This window comes from Bartonella sp. Raccoon60, from assembly GCF_002022585.1.
Taxonomy (GTDB): domain Bacteria; phylum Pseudomonadota; class Alphaproteobacteria; order Rhizobiales; family Rhizobiaceae; genus Bartonella; species Bartonella rochalimae.
Map to the genome: position 1 here is coordinate 641,325 of NZ_CP019786.1, position 18,652 is coordinate 659,976.

At 34.3% G+C, this 18,652-nt stretch carries 11 protein-coding genes and 2 pseudogenes; 12 read left to right on the plus strand and 1 reads right to left on the minus strand.

What is annotated here, in order from left to right:
• Nucleotides 1–6: 6 nt before the first annotated feature.
• The 11 genes and pseudogenes from nuoL to Bra60_RS02910 all read left to right on the plus strand — a co-directional run bounded on the left by nuoL (nucleotide 7) and on the right by Bra60_RS02910 (nucleotide 15,853).
• Entirely contained in the window at nucleotides 7–1,971 is a 1,965-nt protein-coding gene (gene nuoL / locus Bra60_RS02860) for an NADH-quinone oxidoreductase subunit L (protein WP_035005844.1), read from the plus strand.
• On the plus strand, nucleotides 1,971–3,440 hold the full coding sequence (locus Bra60_RS02865; RefSeq protein ID WP_078688545.1) for an NADH-quinone oxidoreductase subunit M: 1,470 nt from the start codon (nucleotides 1,971–1,973) through the stop codon (nucleotides 3,438–3,440). The genes nuoL and Bra60_RS02865 overlap by 1 nt, the downstream gene beginning before the upstream one ends.
• Nucleotides 3,441–3,457: 17 nt before the next feature.
• Nucleotides 3,458–4,912 (plus strand): NADH-quinone oxidoreductase subunit NuoN, encoded by a 1,455-nt coding sequence (gene nuoN / locus Bra60_RS02870; RefSeq protein WP_078698052.1) that lies wholly within the window; start codon nucleotides 3,458–3,460, stop codon nucleotides 4,910–4,912.
• On the plus strand, nucleotides 4,912–5,721 hold the full coding sequence (locus tag Bra60_RS02875; RefSeq protein ID WP_078698053.1) for a biotin--[acetyl-CoA-carboxylase] ligase: 810 nt from the start codon (nucleotides 4,912–4,914) through the stop codon (nucleotides 5,719–5,721). The genes nuoN and Bra60_RS02875 overlap by 1 nt, the downstream gene beginning before the upstream one ends.
• A 52-nt stretch (nucleotides 5,722–5,773) precedes the next feature.
• Complete coding sequence (locus Bra60_RS02880; protein WP_078688548.1) at nucleotides 5,774–7,450, plus strand: ribonuclease J; 1,677 nt, start codon at nucleotides 5,774–5,776, stop codon at nucleotides 7,448–7,450.
• Between the two features lie 227 nt (nucleotides 7,451–7,677).
• Nucleotides 7,678–9,003 (plus strand): proline--tRNA ligase, encoded by a 1,326-nt coding sequence (gene proS, locus Bra60_RS02885; protein WP_078688549.1) that lies wholly within the window; start codon nucleotides 7,678–7,680, stop codon nucleotides 9,001–9,003.
• Between the two features lie 11 nt (nucleotides 9,004–9,014).
• Complete coding sequence (locus Bra60_RS02890) at nucleotides 9,015–10,283, plus strand: lipoprotein-releasing ABC transporter permease subunit (RefSeq protein ID WP_078698054.1); 1,269 nt, start codon at nucleotides 9,015–9,017, stop codon at nucleotides 10,281–10,283.
• Nucleotides 10,283–10,962, plus strand: a pseudogene (locus Bra60_RS02895) (ABC transporter ATP-binding protein). Before Bra60_RS02890 ends, Bra60_RS02895 begins: the two are co-directional and overlap by 1 nt.
• A 73-nt stretch (nucleotides 10,963–11,035) precedes the next feature.
• The gene (locus Bra60_RS02900; protein WP_078673742.1) at nucleotides 11,036–11,326 is read left to right on the plus strand and encodes an FAD assembly factor SdhE; all 291 of its coding nucleotides are present in this window, start codon (nucleotides 11,036–11,038) and stop codon (nucleotides 11,324–11,326) included.
• Between the two features lie 6 nt (nucleotides 11,327–11,332).
• Nucleotides 11,333–14,833 (plus strand): transcription-repair coupling factor, encoded by a 3,501-nt coding sequence (gene mfd / locus Bra60_RS02905; protein ID WP_078698055.1) that lies wholly within the window; start codon nucleotides 11,333–11,335, stop codon nucleotides 14,831–14,833.
• 129 nt (nucleotides 14,834–14,962) lie between these two features.
• Nucleotides 14,963–15,853 (plus strand): hypothetical protein, encoded by an 891-nt coding sequence (locus Bra60_RS02910; RefSeq protein WP_078698056.1) that lies wholly within the window; start codon nucleotides 14,963–14,965, stop codon nucleotides 15,851–15,853.
• Nucleotides 15,854–15,874: 21 nt separating this feature from the next.
• On the opposite strand, the gene Bra60_RS02915 is transcribed toward Bra60_RS02910, so the two are convergent.
• A complete protein-coding gene (locus tag Bra60_RS02915; protein WP_236823971.1) occupies nucleotides 15,875–17,638 on the minus strand; it encodes an extracellular solute-binding protein in 1,764 nt (587 codons plus the stop codon).
• A 366-nt stretch (nucleotides 17,639–18,004) separates the two neighbouring features.
• Here Bra60_RS02915 and Bra60_RS02920 point away from each other — a divergent pair.
• Nucleotides 18,005–18,621, plus strand: a pseudogene (locus Bra60_RS02920) (invasion associated locus B family protein).
• The last annotated feature ends 31 nt before the right edge of the window (nucleotides 18,622–18,652 follow it).

An 18,652-nucleotide genomic window follows, 5' to 3' on the forward strand; every position in this document is an offset into this window, starting at 1 on the left:
TACGTGATGTATTATATGATCGTTTTTCTTCCGCTTTTAGGTTTTTTAATTGCTGCAATAGGTGGAAAGACTATAGCTCCTCGTGCTAGTGAGCTGGTAACATCTAGCTTTATGATGATTGTTGCTGGGTTATCATGGATATCTTTTTTAAGTATGGCTTTTAATAATGCTTCAACAGTTGATATACCGCTATTGCAATGGGTAGTTATTGATAAATTAGTGTTTAATTGGTCTTTGCATGTTGATACATTGACAGCTGTTATGCTTGTTGTAGTGAATAGTGTCTCGGCATTAGTTCATATTTATTCAATTGGTTATATGCATCATGATCCTTCAAGGCCTCGTTTTTTTGCTTATCTTTCTTTATTCACATTTATGATGTTGATGTTGGTGACAGCCAATAATCTAATTCAAATGTTTTTTGGATGGGAAGGTGTTGGCCTTGTATCTTATTTGTTGATTGGTTTTTGGTTTCAGCGGGATTCTGCTAATAAGGCAGCAATGAAAGCTTTTGTAGTTAATCGTGTTGGGGATTTTGGTTTTCTATTAGGAATATTCAATATTTTTGTTTTATTTCAGTCAGTTAATTTTGTAGATATTTTTACAAAAGCTGCAGATAATAATTTTATAAAGGGTATGACGTTTTTAGGTGGTCATTTTGGGGGACAAACAGTAATTACTATTACATGTCTTCTTTTATTTGTTGGCGCTATGGGTAAATCAGCACAATTTCTTTTACATACGTGGCTTCCTGATGCGATGGAAGGACCAACTCCAGTATCTGCGCTCATTCATGCAGCTACAATGGTAACGGCTGGTGTTTTTATGATTGCGCGTATGTCACCGATTTTTGAACTTTCTCCGAATGCTTTAACAGTAATCATTATTATTGGGGCAACGACAGCATTTTTTGCTGCAACTGTGGGAGTCGTACAAAATGATATCAAGCGCGTTATTGCTTATTCTACTTGTTCACAGCTTGGTTATATGTTTGTTGGGTTAGGGGTTGGAGCATATGGAGCAGCCATTTTCCATCTTTTTACGCACGCTTTTTTTAAAGCCTTATTATTTCTCGGAGCAGGGTCTGTAATTCATGCTGTTTCTGATGAACAAGATATGCGAAAAATGGGTGGATTATATAAACATATAAAAACAACTTATTGGATGATGTTTATAGGGACTATTGCCTTAACAGGCTTTGGAATTCCTGGAACTTTTTTTGGCACTGCAGGATTTTTTTCAAAAGATGCTATTATAGAATCTGCCTTTGCATCGCATAATATTGCGTCAGAATATGCTTTTTGGCTTCTTATTTTATCTGCTTTATTAACGAGTTTTTATTCTTGGCGGCTCATATTTATGACATTTCATGGCAAGACACGTGCAACCGTTGATGTTATGCATCATGTGCATGAATCAGCTCCAGTGATGTTAGTTCCATTATTTATTTTATCTATCGGAGCATTGTTTGCTGGTGTAATTTTCCAGCCTTATTTTTTTGGTGACTTTTATGATGCTTTTTGGAAAGGTGCATTATTTACGGGAAGTCATAATCATATTCTTCATGAAGCACACAATGTACCTGACTGGGTAAAATGGTCGCCATTTACAGCGATGATTCTTGGTTTTACCTTAGCATATTTATTTTATATTCTAGTTCCTTCAATTCCTAAAAGAATTGCTGAATTTTTACCTATATTACACCGATTTCTTTATAATAAATGGTATTTTGATGAAGTTTATAATATTTTATTTGTTCGTTCTGCCTTGGGAATTGGTAACTTTTTTTGGAAAATAGGTGACAATAAGGTTATTGATGGTTTAGGCCCAAATGGCATTGCAGCACGTATTATTAACATCACAAATAAAGTTATCCGCATGCAAACAGGATATCTTTATCATTATGCATTTGCAATGCTGATTGGCGTGGCAACACTCATCACATGGATGATGATTAGGAGCTTAAATTGATGACCGACTGGCCTATTCTTTCTACTGTTACTTTTTTGCCGCTTGTTGGTGTGTTCCTGATTTTATTAATCAAGGATGATAGTGAAGCAGCAAAACGCAATATACGTAATGTAGCGTTTTTTACGACTGTGTTTGTTTTTATTATTTCTTTAGTTATTTGGGCAGGATTTGATACTACAAACTCTGATTTTCAGATGGTTGAGAAATTCCACTGGTTAGGTAGTGATATTAGTTATCATGTAGGTATCGATGGTATTTCTGTTCTTTTTGTTGTTCTTTCAGCTTTTCTTTTACCTTTCTGTATTTTAGCAAGTTGGAATACTATTCAAGATAGATTAAAAGATTACATGATTGCTTTTCTTCTTCTCGAAGTTGCAATTATTGGAGTTTTTTGTGCTCTTGATGCAATCTTATTCTATATCTTTTTTGAAGGTAGCCTTATTCCAATGTTTATTATTATTGGTGTTTGGGGTGGGGCGCGTCGTATTTATGCAAGTATGAAATTTTTCTTATATACTTTGCTTGGCTCAGTGCTCATGCTGGTTGCTATCATGGTTATGTATTGGGAAGCAGGAACACTTGATATACCAACTTTGTTAACCTACCAGTTTAATACACATATGCAGACGTGGTTGTGGCTTGCATTTTTTGCTTCTTTTGCTGTTAAAATGCCAATGTGGCCAGTTCACACATGGTTGCCTGATGCTCATGTGGAAGCACCAACAGCAGGCTCTGTTATTTTAGCTGGCATATTACTTAAATTAGGCGGTTATGGTTTTATTCGTTTTTCATTACCAATGTTTCCTATTGCTTCAGCTGATTTTTCTTCTTTAGTTTTCACATTATCGCTAGTTGCGATTATTTACACATCTTTAGTTGCACTTGTTCAAAGTGATATAAAGAAACTGATTGCTTATTCATCGGTGGCGCATATGGGATATGTAACGATGGGTATTTTTTCTGCTAATGAACAAGGCATTCAAGGTGCTATTTATCAGATGCTATCGCATGGAATTGTTTCAGCGGCTTTATTTCTTTGTGTTGGAGTGATCTATAACCGCTTACATACACGTGAAATTTCAGCGTTTGGCGGTTTAGTAAATAACATGCCTAAATATGCTGTTGTTTTCTTGATTTTTACTATGGCAAATATTGGGTTACCTGGAAGTTCAGGATTTATCGGCGAGTTTTTAACTCTAATAGGTGTTTTCCAAGTTAATAAATTGGTTGCTGTTTTTGCTACAACTGGCGTTATTTTATCAGCAGCTTATGCACTTTATCTTTATCGGCGCATTGTTTTTGGCTCTTTAGAAAAAGAAAACTTGAAAGTTCTTCTTGATCTATCACCAATAGAGAAATTCACCCTTTATCCAATGGTTATTCTCACAATATTTTTTGGTGTTTATCCAACACCAATTTTTAAAACAACAATGTCTGCGGTAGAATCTTTGATCAACCAGCTGCACTAAATAAAAGATGAACGCTCATGCAAACTGAAATAATAACTCAATTAGTGTTAATTCTTCCTGAGATTTTAATTGCCTTGGGAGGAATAGCACTGCTCTTAATCGGCGTTTATTCTAGAGCGCATTCATATTTAACTGTTACAGGTTTAGCGATTGCTCTTCTTATTGCAACTATTATTATCATGATGATCTTTCCAAAAAGCGGTTTTTTTTGCACAGATGCGCTCATCATTGATTCTTTTAGCCGCTATATGAAAATTTTAACGCTTATTGGCGCATTATTTGCTCTCATTATGTCTGTTTCTTTTACCTGTGCTCAAAAATTTGATATATTTGAATTTCCAGTATTGGTTCTGTTTGCAACCCTTGGTATGATGTTCATGATTTCAGCAGGTAATATGCTGTCTCTTTATATGGGGTTAGAGCTACAATCTTTATCTTTATATGTTTTAGCTGCTATTAATCGTAATAATGTTAAATCTTCTGAAGCAGGATTAAAATATTTTGTTTTAGGTGCATTGTCTTCAGGATTACTTCTTTATGGTATTTCATTACTTTATGGTTTTACTGGCCAAATTAGCTTTCATGAAATTGCATTGGCTTTAAAAGGTGAGGTTTTGCAGTTAGGTGTTATTTTTGGAATTGTGTTTATTTTAGCTGGTTTGGCTTTCAAAATTTCTGCAGTTCCATTTCATATGTGGACACCTGATGTTTACGAAGGCGCGCCAACACCTATTACAGCGTTTTTTGCTGGTGCCCCTAAAATTGCAGCAATGGCGTTAATTATTCGTATAATTGTTGTTGCTTTTATTCCACTTGATAACGCTGATAACCTTATGCCTGCATGGCAGCAAATTATAGTATTTATAGCGATTGCATCAATGATATTAGGTGCATTTGCTGCAATTGGTCAAAGTAATATTAAGCGTCTAATGGCTTATTCATCGATTAGTCATATGGGATATGCTCTTGTTGGGTTAGCTGCAGGAAATGTACTTGGGGTAAAAGGTGTTATCATTTATATAACCATTTATCTTGTTATGACACTTGGTTCGTTTTCTTTCATTCTTAGTATGCGGTCGCATGATGGAAATGTTGAAAATATTTATGATCTTGCAGGATTGGCAAAAACAAATCCGTTTATGGCTATTATTATGACAATACATCTTTTTTCGTTAGCAAGTATACCACCTATGGCAGGTTTTTTTGGAAAGTGGTATACATTTTCTGCAGCTGTTCATGCAGGTCTTATTCCGCTTGCTGTCGTTGGTGTATTAGCTTCTGTGGTTAGTGCTTTTTATTATTTGCGTGTCATCAAAATTATGTGGTTTGATGATGCAAAAGCTGGCTTTATTTCTTTATCAAGCGAACTTAAGTTTTGTCTTACTTTTTCTGCATTGTTCATTTTATTTTATGTGTTTTTTGGAATTGTATTTTCTGAATTGGCAGAACAAGCAGCTGCAGCATTGTTTTAGTGAATATGGTTTATGTGTTGTCAGACTTTGCAAAAAAACAAGGGTATGATATTGAATCATATGAAAGTGTTAACTCAACAAATCTTGTTGCACAGCAAAAGGCACATTCTGGACATCACGGGTATCTTTGGATTGTTGCGAATGAACAAACACAAGGAAGAGCTAGAAGAGGAAGAATATGGAGTAGTCCAAAAGGAAATCTTTATTCTAGCCTTTTATTAATTGATGATATTATCCATCAGACTGCTGCTCAACTTAGTTTTGTTGCTGGAGTAAGTATGTTAGAGGCTGTCAAACGATTTATAAAGAATGAAAAGCAAGCTAACGACATTATTAGTTTAAAATGGCCGAATGATATTTTACTTAAAGGAGCTAAAAGCTGTGGGATTTTACTTGAACTTTTCAAACTAACTCCGCAAAAATATGCATTAGTTATTGGTATTGGTATGAATGTAGAATACCATTATGAAGATGCGCCGTATCCAACCTCAAGTATAAAGAATATTGGTTTAAATATTGATAAAGAACAATTGTTTACCGCTCTGACGCAATATTTTGCTGAAAATTATCTTCTTTGGAAACAACCCTATGGATGTGATACAATTCGTAAAAAATGGCTTTTATATTGTTCTCATCTTGGACAACACATTACAGTAAATAGCGATGAAAGGATCATTGAAGGTATTTTTGATAGTCTTGATTGTGATTTTAACTGTATTGTAAAACAAAAAAATGGTCAGCGGGCAATCATAACATCTGGAGATGTTCATTTCGGTTTAGCTGCTTCTGCTGATGTAGATTGTAATTGACTTATAAAGTTTTATTTCAGCATGAGTTATCTTAATAATTTAGGAGACATTTATGACTGTTGCCAATAAGAATGAATTGGTTTTTTTACCTTTAGGAGGAGTTGGAGAAATAGGAATGAATCTAGCTGCCTATGGATTCGGTCCTAAAGATTGTCGTGAATGGTTACTTGTTGATATGGGAGTTAGTTTTGCAGGTCCTGAATTACCTGGAGTAGATCTTATTTTGCCAGATATTCGTTTTTTAGAAAATGAAAAACATAATGTCTGTGGTCTTATTTTAACACATGCTCATGAAGATCATTATGGTGCTGTTCTTGATTTATGGCCAAAGCTTAAAATTCCAATTTATTGCACTTGTTTTACAGCTGGATTATTAGAGAGTAAAAGACAGTCAGATTTTGAATTTCATGAAATTCCAGTTAATATTTTTCAATCTGGCGATTGCTTTCAGGTTGGACCATTTTCAATCGAAGCTATTTCTGTTAATCATTCGATTCCAGAAGCAGTTTCTTTAGCTATTACAACATCTTTAGGAAATGTGATTCATACTGGGGATTGGAAAGTTGATCATACGCCTTCACTTGGGCCTATAACAGATGAAGAACGGTTTCGGACTTTGGGGAATAAAGGTGTATTAGCCTTATTATGTGATTCCACTAATGCACTTCAAAATGGTATATCACCATCGGAACAACAAGTTCAGGAAAGTATTTCTGAAATTATTTTGAAAGTTAAAGGTCGAATTGCTATTACAACTTTTGCCTCTAATATTGGCCGTATACGCTCAATTGCTCTTGCTGCAGAATCTGTTGGACGTCAAGTTCTTTTGGTAGGACGTTCTTTAAAGCGTAGTGTTATGGTCGCACAAGAGCTTGGTTATATGGATGATATAGCACCATTTATAACAGAAGAAGATTATAGCCATATTCCACCCCAAAATATTGTTTTGGTAGTAACTGGTAGTCAAGGTGAACCACGTGCTGCATTAGCAAAACTCTCACGAAATGAAATGAAAAATATCGCTCTCTCTCCTGGTGATACAATTATTTATTCATCACGTAATATTCCAGGTAATGAAAAAGCTATTATTGATATACAAAATCGTTTTATTGATCAGGGTATTAACATTATTACCAATCGAGATGCTCTTGTACATGTTTCAGGTCATCCCCGTCGTTCAGAACTTTTACAAATGTATGATTGGACAAAACCACAGATCCTTATTCCTGTACATGGTGAAGCGATACATCTTACAGCTCAAGAAACTTTAGCACAACAAGTTGGCATAAAAACTGTTGCTAGAATTAGAAATGGTGATATATTTCGTCTTGCACCAGAACCAGTAGAAATTATTGATCAAGTCGCTGTTGGTCGTATTTATAAAGATGGTTTTCTGCTTGGTAATGAAGATGAATTAGGAATTCGTGAGCGTTGCAAGTTAAGTTATGTTGGTCATGTTTCTGTTTCTCTTCACATGAATAGTAAGCATGATTTAATTGATGATATTGGTCTTATAATGTTTGGTCTTCCTAAAAGCGATAGGGCAGGGGAATTATTAGAAGATATTCTTCTAAATGTTATTGAAAATGCCATTAATAATATTCCGCGTGCAAAAAGAAAAGATAATGAACTTATCCGAGAAGCTGCGAGGCGTGCAGTAAGAGCAGCTGTTAATAAGATTTGGGGGAAAAAGCCTATTTGTGTAGTTTTTTTACATCGTTCAAAATAAAAGTATTTTAATATTCGATTATTTTTTATAAAAAGAAGATAAAACTATTTCAATTAGCTCATTGTACAAATACAGACTTCACACTTTTTATGTAAGTGCAGTTAAAGAAAAGATAGAAGATAATATTTCAATATTATTATCATATTTGCAAGCCTTCAGAATATAGCTATAAATGCCACTTGTAAATTGCTGTAATTTGATAAGTCTAATTAGGAGTAATAGTTTTAATGCGTCTTTCTCAATATTTTCTGCCTATTTTAAAAGAGAGTCCTAAGGAAGCAGAAGTTATTTCACATCGATTTATGTTGCGAGCTGGTATGGTACGTCAACAAACATCAGGAATTTATTCTTGGTTACCATTAGGTAAAAAAGTTCTTGACAAGATTTGTAAGATTATTCGTGAAGAACAAGAACGAGCTGGAGCTTTAGAAATATTGATGCCAACGATTCAATCTGCTGATCTTTGGCGTGAAAGTGAGCGTTATAATGATTATGGTCTTGAAATGTTACGCATTAGAGATCGTCAAGATCGTGATTTACTCTATGGTCCGACTAATGAAGAGATGGTAACAGATATTTTCCGTTCATACGTTCGTTCTTATAAAGATCTTCCACTAAATCTCTATCATATTCAATGGAAATTTCGTGATGAAATTCGTCCACGTTTTGGTGTGATGCGCGCACGCGAATTCTTGATGAAAGATGCTTATTCTTTTGACCTTGATTATGCGAGTGCAAAAATATCCTATAATCGTATGTTTGTTGCTTATTTACGCACTTTTTCTCGTGTTGGCTTAAAAGCAATTCCTATGCGTGCTGATACAGGTCCAATTGGCGGTGAGCTTAGTCATGAATTTATTATTTTAGCCAAAACAGGTGAAAGTTCTATATTTTGTGACAAAAGATTTCTTGAATTTACAGTTCCATCTGTTTCAATTGATTTTACCGATAAGGATGTTTTAGCTGATATTGTTAGACAATGGACATCTTTATATGCTGCAACAGAAGAAATGCATAATGAAGAAGAGTGGAGTAAAGTCTCTGACAGTAATAAGCTCTCAGCGCGTGGTATTGAGGTAGGACATATTTTTCATTTTGGTACAAAATACTCTGCTCCAATGGGGGCAAAAGTTATGGGACAAGATGGAAAAGAGCACTTTGTTTCTATGGGATCTTATGGGATTGGACCTTCGCGTCTTGTAGCGGCAGTCATTGAGTCTTCTCATGATGAACATGGTATTATTTGGCCAAAATCAATCGCACCATTTGATTTTGGTATCATCAATATGAAACCAGATGATGAAAAATGTAGTTATATATGTGAAACTCTTTATCAGGGGCTTATACGTAGTGGTTTTGATCCACTGTTAGATGATACGAGTGAGCGTCCTGGATCGAAATTTGCAACAATGGATTTGATTGGTTTGCCGGTACAAATGATTATTGGTCCTAAAAAGGCTACACAAAATGAAGTTGAAATTAAAGATCGAAAAACAGGTCTTAGAGAAGTTTTAACGGTTGAAGCTGTGCTAAACCGATTTTCGGTAATTTGATGGGCAATATCATGACTGTTTTGAGGAATAAAAGATTTTCATCTTATGAATGGATGATTGCTTTCCGTTATATGATTCCTAATAAAAAACATATGTTTACATCTATTATTTCAATTATTTCTTTAATTGGAATTATGTTAGGAGTTTTTGCTTTAGTTGTTGTTATGGCAGTTATGAATGGTTTTCGGACAGAACTCCTCAATCGTATTTTAGGAATGAATGGGCATCTTATTGTACAAACCATTGATTCCAATTTTACTGATTATAATACTCTTATTTCTTCTCTGGAATCTATCAAGGATATAAAATTAGTTCTTCCGATTATTGAAGGACAAGCTCTTGTCCAGGGTAATGTCGAAAGAGGAACTGGTGCTTTAGTTCGTGGTGTACGTCAAAAAGATTTGATGAAACTGAAAACAGTCGCTCAAAATATTATCTCAGGTACACTCGCTCAATTTGATAAAGAAGAAGGCATTGCAATTGGAAGTGGTTTGGCAGAAAAATTGGGTCTTACAGTTGGAAGTCATCTGCGCATCATTACACCAGATGGTGATGATACGCCCTTTGGAGTTACGCCACGTGTCAAAGCTTATAAAGTCGTTGCTATCTTTGAAGTTGGCATGTCAGAATATGATTCAATATTTGTTTTTATGCCTCTTCATGAAGCACAAATTTTCTTTAATTTAGAGGAAAAAATTCAATCTTTAGAGTTATTTCTTAATGATCCTGATGCTATTGATCAAGTAAAACCGGTGATAGAAAAAACAGTTAATCAACAAATTCATTTAATTGATTGGCGTACGCAAAATCAGTCTTTTTTTTCAGCATTACAAGTTGAACGAAATGTTATGTTTTTTATTCTCTCTCTTATTATTCTCGTTGCGGCTTTGAATATTATTTCAGGCTTAATAATGCTTGTAAAAGATAAAAGCCATGATATTGCAATTCTGCGTACAATGGGAGCGGATCAAAGTGCGATTATGCATATATTTATTACCACTGGCATGGCAATTGGACTTATTGGAACGATACTGGGTTTAATTTTAGGAATTATAGTTACTATAAATATTAATCATATTCAGGACTTTATATCTTGGCTGTTTAATGTCGATGTTTTTAATCCTCAGCTTTATTTTTTAGCAAAGTTGCCCGCTCGAATTGAGTGGGGACAGATTGCTATGGTAGTTATGATGTCTTTGTTTTTATCTTTTCTTGCGACTCTTATTCCAGCATGGCGTGCTGCTAAATTAGATCCTATACAAGCGTTAAGGTATGAATGATGTCTACTGTTTTAGAACTTGTTGAGATTGAGAAACATTTTGTTGATAATAACAAACCTTTAGTTATTTTGAATAAAGCCAATTTTGTTCTAAAACGTGGAGAAATTGTAGCACTTGTAGCACCATCTGGTTCTGGAAAATCAACATTTCTTCATATCGCAGGATTATTAGAAAGACCAACAGCTGGCGATATTTTGTTACGAGGTATTTCTTGTGCAAAACGTTCTGATGGTGAACGCACAGCAATCAGACGAAATGATATTGGTTTTGTCTATCAATTTCATCATTTACTACCAGAATTTACAGCTTTAGAAAATGTTATGATTCCTCAAATGATTGCAGGATTGAAAAAATCTATTGCAGAAGATCGTGCCTTTAAATTATTAAGCTATCTTCGCGTTGCTCACCGCGCTAAACACCGTCCATCAGAACTATCGGGGGGGAGCAACAACGTGTTGCAATTGCGCGTGCTATAGCAAATGCGCCTTCTGTACTTTTAGCTGATGAGCCTACAGGAAACCTTGATCCTACAACTTCAGCATATGTATTTCAAGCTCTATCAGTACTTGTGCGCCAATCTGGTCTTGCTGCCCTTGTTGCCACACACAATTATGGTTTAGCCAAACAGATGCATCGTCGAATTACAATTAAAGAAAAAAAAATTATTGAACTTCCTTAATATTGAGATACAAATTTATTCTAAAAAAATAACAGTGTAGTGTATGTTTATTTTTGTCTGTTAGGAGATTTTTATGACAAATTTAGCCATTGATGAAAATCGATTGGATTCACGTCGTCGCCGATTGATTTTTCGTGCATGGCACCGAGGTATTCGTGAAGTAGACTTGATTTTGGGCCAATATGTTGATGCACATATTGCCAAGATGAGTGATCAAACAGTTTCTGAACTTGAATATATTATGTCTTTTGAAGATCGTGATTTATTAGGGTGGATTACAAGAGAAGTTTCTATACCACCTGAGGTAGATAGTGCACTTTTTCGCGATATTATAAATTATTGCTCTCGTATAAATTTTAATTAAATCAAAATGGCTATATTAAAAAAAATTGTTATTCCTCCAAATACGCCTAGTGGTATGATTTTTGATGGTGTTGTTGATGGATTTGAAGCTTTTGCACTTGCTAAATTAAGTGCAGAAATTGCTCAAGATAAACTACTTGTTTATGTTGTTCGTGATGGAACAAAAATGGCTTATTTACAGCAAGCTTTAAATTTCATTGAACCTAATTTATCTGTTTTTCAGTTTCCGGCATGGGATTGTTTACCTTATGATCGCGTATCACCTGGGATAGCTATTACTGCACGTCGTCTTTCAGCTTTGGCTCATATGTCAGATCTGCGTAAAAATCCACGGTTTTCAATCATATTAACAACAGCTAATACAGTTATTCAAAAACTACCACCTTGTGCAATGATTGATGATCAAATTATCCATGTGCGTATTGGTCAATGTATGGATATGACATATTTAATTCATTATTTAGAACATAATGGTTTTGAACGTGTTGCAACTGTACGTGATATTGGTGAATTTGCTGTAAGGGGAGGAATTATTGATATTTTTTCTTCTAGTTATACGGAACCTTTTCGTCTTGATTTTTTTGGCCAAACTTTAGAAACCATTCGCGTATTTGATCCAGAGACGCAACGAACAATAGCGAATAAAACAGAATTATTTTTACAGCCGATGAGTGAAATTACTCTCACTCCTGAGTTTATTAGCCGATTTAAAAGCAATTATATTCGTTTTTTTGGGGTACCCAAAAAAAGTGACATGCTTTATGAGGCTATTTCTCAAGGGAAGCGTTTTTCAGGTATGGAGCATTGGCTCCCATTATTTTATGAAAATCTCAATAGTTTTTTTGATCACTGTGGTAATCTACCTGTTGTTTTTGAGCATCTCATAGAAGAAGCTCTCATTGAACGATATCGTCTTATTGTAGATTATTATAATGCGCGCAAAGAACGCGAAAATAATCAAGAGAATGATGTTTCTTATCATCCAATAGAGCCTAATCTTCTTTATTGGACACCCGAACAAGTTTTAACATGTGTAGAGCAGTGTGGTTTGCGTATTGATTTTACACCTTTTAATATTTCACGAACACTGAAACAGACAGTTATTCATACAAATGCTACACAGGGCTATGATTTTATAAAAGAACGTAATGCTCCAGATAAAAATGTTTTTTCAAGTGTAGTTGATCACATTACTTCATTGCGATCTTCTGGTAAGAAAGTACTTTTGGCTTTTTGGAGTGAAGGATCTATGGATCGTTTACTGCAAGTTCTTGATGAACACGGTTTACAAAAAGTAGAAATTGCAAAATCATTACAAACCGTAAAAGCAACACCGCGTGATCGGATTTTAGCTGCTGTTTTAATGATAGAGCATGGCTTTGAAATTGAAGATTTTGTTGTCATAGCGGAACAAGATATCCTTGGTGATCGATTAGTAAGATCACCAAAAAAGCGTAAAAGTAATGCGCATTTTATTTCTGAAATTGCTTCCTTAAATTCTGGTGATATCGTTGTACATGTTGATCATGGTATTGGACAGTTTATTGGTCTCAAAACTATCATGACAACAGGGATTTTACGTGATTGTTTAGAAATCAATTATGCTGGAGGCGATCGGCTATTTTTACCCATTGAGAATATTGAACTTTTATCTCGTTATGGATCAGAAAGTACAAATGTCACGTTGGATAAATTAGGAAGTGTTGGATGGCAAACACGTAAAGCACGCCTTAAAAAACATTTATTAAAAATTGCTGGTCAATTGATCTGTATAGCTGCAGAACGTGCGACGCGTTCAGCACCTACTCTAACTCCACCAGTAGGGCTCTTTGATGAATTTGTTGCATGCTTTCCTTATGAGGAAACAGATGATCAAATGGATGCCATTAATGCTGTTTTAGATGACTTAGCATCAGGAAAACCAATGGATCGTTTAATCTGTGGTGATGTAGGTTTTGGCAAAACAGAAGTTGCTATTCGCAGTGCTTTTGTTGCAGCATTAAATGGTTATCAAGTTGCTGTTGTTGTGCCTACAACTTTACTTTCACGACAACATTACAAAACTTTTCTTGCTCGTTTTCAAGGGCTACCGGTTAAGATTGCTCATTTGTCAAGGCTTGTAAAAGCGAGAGAATTGGCGCAAATTAAAAAAGGTATTTCAGAGGGTACGATCGACATTGTTATTGGAACACATGCATTACTCAATGATTCAGTGAGTTTTTCACGATTAGGACTTCTTATCATTGATGAAGAACAGCACTTTGGAGTAAAACATAAAGAGCGTCTAAAAGAATTAAAAAGTGATATTCATGTTCTTACACTTTCAGCGACTCCTATACCAAGAACATTAAGTCTTGCTTTATCGGGGCTACGTGAACTTTCATTAATTACAACTCCACCTATCGATAGAATGGCTGTACGTACTTTTATTTCACCTTTTGATTTGATGGTTATACGCGAAACATTATTACGTGAATATTATCGAGGTGGACAGAGTTTTTATGTGTGCCCGCGTATTTCTGATCTTTCTTATGTAGAAGAATATCTCAAAACGCATGTGCCTGAAATTAAATTTGTTATAGCACATGGACAAATGCCAGCTGGACAACTTGATGATATTATGAATGCGTTTTATGATGGGCAATATGATGTATTACTTTCAACTACCATCATTGAATCAGGTCTCGATATTCCAACAGCCAATACATTAATTGTACATCGTGCTGAAATGTTTGGTCTTTCTGCACTCTATCAGTTGCGTGGTAGAGTAGGGCGTTCAAAACAACGTGCTTATGCACTTTTTACTTTCCCTTCTGGTAAAGTTTTACTTCCTGCAGCAGATCGTCGTCTTAAAGTTTTGCAGTCCCTTGATACATTAGGTGCAGGTTTTCAACTGGCTAGTCATGATATGGACATTCGAGGTTCAGGTAATTTATTAGGTGAAGAACAATCAGGACACATCAAAGAAGTTGGGTTTGAACTCTACCAAAAAATGCTTGAAGAAGCCGTTGCTGAATTAAAAGATGGCCAACATGAGAGAGATAATCAGTGGTCACCTCAAATTTCTCTTGGTACAGCAGTGATCATACCAGAAAATTTTGTACCTGATTTATCATTGCGTATGAGGCTTTATCGTCGTTTAACAGAACTTGATAATATAGAACAAATTGATGAATTTGGAGCTGAATTAATTGATCGCTTTGGTCCTTTGCCACTTGAGGTTCAACACCTACTTAAAGTTTTTTACATCAAAATATTATGTCGAAAAGCACATGTGGAAAAAATAGATGCTGGACCAAAGGGGATTGTTATACAATTTCGCAATAATTACTTTGAAAATGGTATTGCTCTTGTTCAATGGGTTGAGAAACAAGGATCAATGGCAAAAATTCGACCAGATCAAAGCATTGTTTTTATTCGTGATTGGACTAAAGTAAATGAAAGACTTGTTGGTGTAGCAAATATTATGACACAGCTTGCAGAAATGGCAACAAAATGTTCTGCTTAATTTAAATTAAAAATTTTTTTATACTCATTTTACTTTACATATTATTCTAATAATATATTTATTATTTATATTGATGCGTATAATATTGTAATAATTTCCTTAAATAATTTAAAAAGAAATAAATATAATATGATTATTACAAAAAAATTATTAATTATAGCTCTTTTGTTACTCAGTATAATATTTAGAGTAAAGTATGCTTATGCTGAGGCTATTTTAAGTGAAGAATCGCTAAAACAATCCCTAAAGCAATCCCTTTCTGGTTTAACTCTTGATGAGAGATTCAAATATCTTATAGAGCAACAGAAAATTATTCAGAATGAAAATGATTCTCTTCAAAAAGAAAATGACTTTTTTACGAATATAATTCGTGAAAAGAGAGCTAAAAATTCTCCTATACCTGAACATATTTTTGATGACAAAAATAAAGTTTTAAATAAAATAACTAACCTTTTATCAGAAAGTATGGTGATTTTTCATGAAATAGAGATTGTGCACTCACTGTTAGAAAAGCGTGTTATAGCAAAAGAATATGTAACAGGAGAATATGAAGAAAAACAGATTAAAGCACTAAAATATTGGAACAAATTTCAGTCAGAAAAGATGACACAGGCGTTTTCTTATTTGGAGCTGTATCAGGCTGCCCTTGTGTGCAAAACACAAGAAGATGTATTAAAAAAAAGTGATATAGGGCCTGTATTGCGTGAAAATTTCTCTTGGAAAGACGAAGACTTTAGTTGGGCAAAAGATGCGATCGCTTTAAGTCCCGCATTAAAAAATGAATTCAGGACTCTATATGAAGGTTTTCTTTCCTCTGATTTTAAAGAAGAAGTGCTGAGTACTATAAAAAAGTTCACTACAGGTGATGAATCTTGGTATTTTCAACACCTAAAAGAAATTCCTTCAGAGTGTAAAGCTTACAAAGAGATACACAATATAATGCTTCCAAACAAGAAAAAAAGTATTATACATCGCATATACTTTTATATTGATACTTTTATTTTGCAATATTTTTCATAGGCCGTTTTCATTTATATTTTTTTACTCACGCCACCAAGTTTGAAGGCGATAGCCATATAATGATGTATAAGTAGGATGTTTAAGATATGACCATCTTGCTACCCATTGTTCAGGTAAATGATAAAGCGGTATATAATAACTGCCAGAAATCAAAATTCTATCTAAAGCACGTACAGCTGCAATAAATTCAGCATCTGAGCGTGCATCAAGTATTGCTGTTATCATAGCATCTATAGCAGGATCAGAAGTTCCTGCAAAATTAAAACTTCCTTTCAAATTTCGAGAAATAGAAGCCCACCGATTTATTTGTTCATTGCCTGGCGACAGAGAATTTTTTAATTTGCCAATAATCATATCATAATCAAATGTTCCTAAGCGATTTTGATACTGACTATCATCAACAGTTCTTATCTCAACATCAATACCAAGCCGCGATAAAGTACTCTGAAATGCAAGGGCGACTTTCTCTTCTTCAAATGTTTGAGTCATAATCTCAAATTTAAAAGGTAAACCATCAGGAGTAATAGCTTTATTGTTTTTTCTAGTAAAACCTGCTTCTTGTAGAAGCGTCCAGGCTTTTTGAGCAGATTGACGCTCCATGCCTGATCCATCTGTTTTAGGAATATGCCAATGTCCGTTCATGACTTCAGGAAGAACAGCATCAGGGTAAGGTGCTAAAAGTTCTTTTTCTTTTTCACTTGCTGGTTTTCCAACAGATGAAAGAACAGACCCATCCCAATAACCTTCTGTTCTGGCATAGATATTATTAAAAAGGCGATTATTAATCCATTCAAAATCAAAAAGCATTGAAAGTGCTTGTCGTACTTTTCTATCTTTAAAAATAGAACGGCGTGTATTAAAAACAAAACCAATAAGATCGACAGGTGTACCTTTCGAAAAATTTTCTTTTATAACTCGCCCTTCGCGAACAGCTGGAAAATTGTAAGAAAGCCGCCAGCGATTTGGATTGGTTTCAATGAAAATATCAATGAGGCCTTTTTTAAAAGCTTCAAAGTGTGCAGTATCATTGCGGAAATACTCTATTTGAATGGTATCAAAATTATTTAGTCCTTTATTAACAGGAAGATCTTTGCCCCAATAGTCAGGATTGCGTTTGTAAATAATTCGTTCACCTGGATCAACATGCTCAATAATATAAGGGCCACTTCCAGGAATTTTAACTAAACCGTTTTTTTCAAAATCATCAACATTAATAGCGTGTTTTGGCAATATTGGCATTACACTTGCCAAAAGAAGTGGAAATTCACGATCTTTAGAGTTTGGAAAACGCATTTTAATGCCATGAGAACCAATTTTTTCTATAGATTCTATGCGTTTCATATATCGATCAAAAGGTGGTCTTCCTTTATCTTTAAGCAGATTAACTGTGAATAAAACATCTTCGACTGTTATAGATTTTCCATCTGAAAAACGAGCTTTTGGATTAAGAAAGAAAGTAATTTCAGTACGTTCATCATTTAATTCAACTTTTTCCGCAAGAAGACTATATAGCGTAAAGGCCTCATCACGGGAACGTACCATCATTGTTTCATAGACAAGACCAGAAAATTGTTCATTAGCCACAAGACCTTGTGCAGTTGTACGAAAACTACGAATGACGAATGGATTTAGTCCATTAAATGTTCCAACAACTCCATAGGTAATTTTTCCTTTTTTATTTGCATTAGGATTAGCATAAGGAAAATAGTCAAAATTATCAGATAGTTTTGGTAATCCATGCATAGCAATACCATGTGCTATAGCATTATGACAACAAAAGAACATTACAAAAGTAAGAAAAAATTTAAGATAATGAGCGCTATAGCACGACATAGAATTTTATTTTCATTATAATTTAGCGATGATTCTTTAATATATTTCAAAGATTAGGATATTTTGTGTATTACTGTGAAAAAAAAGCCAATAAGATAAAAAATATGCTATATATAGTATATAAAAAGTTAATTAGTTATTCAATGAGCTTTACTTATTCTATATTTTAGTTTTTTCTTTGTGCTAAAGTAAGAAAATAGAGAAATACCATTCTATAATTTAATTATACTTTATTGAAAATTATATTTAATGTCCTATCTGGAAGTTATTATATTTTAGAAATTGTTCTGAAAGCGTATTGAAAGGATTAACTTAATCATGTCGCATAAAAATACTTACTTTTCTGTTTCAGTATTAGCTGGAGCTGTTGCTTTTTTTCTTACCATCCATACTCCAGCAAATGCACAGAGTTTATCCCAAGGATGGTATAAAGTTTGCAATAAACAGCATGATGTTGATATTTGTAATACGATGAATACAGTTGTAGCAGATACTGGTCAGCCTTTAACAGCTATTAATTTAGTTGAAATAAAAGGCAAACAAAATGAACGACGCATAGGCCTTCAAATACCTACAGGGCGTTTGTTACCAGAAGGCGTTCATATTCAAATTGGAAATGATTTCTCTAAAAAATTCCTTATGTTGTTTGTAATTCAACTAGCTGTATTGCCAACGATGCTTTAGATGATAAGCTTATTTCTGCTATGAAATCTGGTTCAAAAATGGTTATAACTACTGTTAATGTGCGTGGAGCAGCTAATCCTGTAGAATTTTCTCTTAAGGGTTTTACTGCAGCATATACAGGCCCTGGTATGGATGAAAAAGCTTTCCAAGAAGAACAAGTAAAATTGCAGAAAGCTATTCAATCAAAGCAAAAAGAGATTGAAGATCGTATGAGAGCTGAACAAGAAAAAGCAAAAAAAACAGCCAACTAAAGAAGAAATTTTAAGTTATCTTTTAATATTT

Bases quoted from the DNA above. Each gene is read 5' to 3' on its own strand.
- mfd (WP_078698055.1), top strand. From the start codon at position 11,333: ATGGCTATATTAAAAAAAATTGTTATTCCTCCAAATACGCCTAGTGGT.
- Bra60_RS02900 (WP_078673742.1), top strand. From the start codon at position 11,036: ATGACAAATTTAGCCATTGATGAAAATCGATTGGATTCACGTCGTCGC.
- Bra60_RS02890 (WP_078698054.1), top strand. From the start codon at position 9,015: ATGACTGTTTTGAGGAATAAAAGATTTTCATCTTATGAATGGATGATT.
- Bra60_RS02865 (WP_078688545.1), top strand. From the start codon at position 1,971: ATGACCGACTGGCCTATTCTTTCTACTGTTACTTTTTTGCCGCTTGTT.
- proS (WP_078688549.1), top strand. From the start codon at position 7,678: ATGCGTCTTTCTCAATATTTTCTGCCTATTTTAAAAGAGAGTCCTAAG.
- Bra60_RS02910 (WP_078698056.1), top strand. From the start codon at position 14,963: ATGATTATTACAAAAAAATTATTAATTATAGCTCTTTTGTTACTCAGT.
- nuoN (WP_078698052.1), top strand. From the start codon at position 3,458: ATGCAAACTGAAATAATAACTCAATTAGTGTTAATTCTTCCTGAGATT.
- nuoL (WP_035005844.1), top strand. From the start codon at position 7: ATGTATTATATGATCGTTTTTCTTCCGCTTTTAGGTTTTTTAATTGCT.
- Bra60_RS02880 (WP_078688548.1), top strand. From the start codon at position 5,774: ATGACTGTTGCCAATAAGAATGAATTGGTTTTTTTACCTTTAGGAGGA.
- Bra60_RS02915 (WP_236823971.1), bottom strand. From the start codon at position 17,638: ATGTTCTTTTGTTGTCATAATGCTATAGCACATGGTATTGCTATGCAT.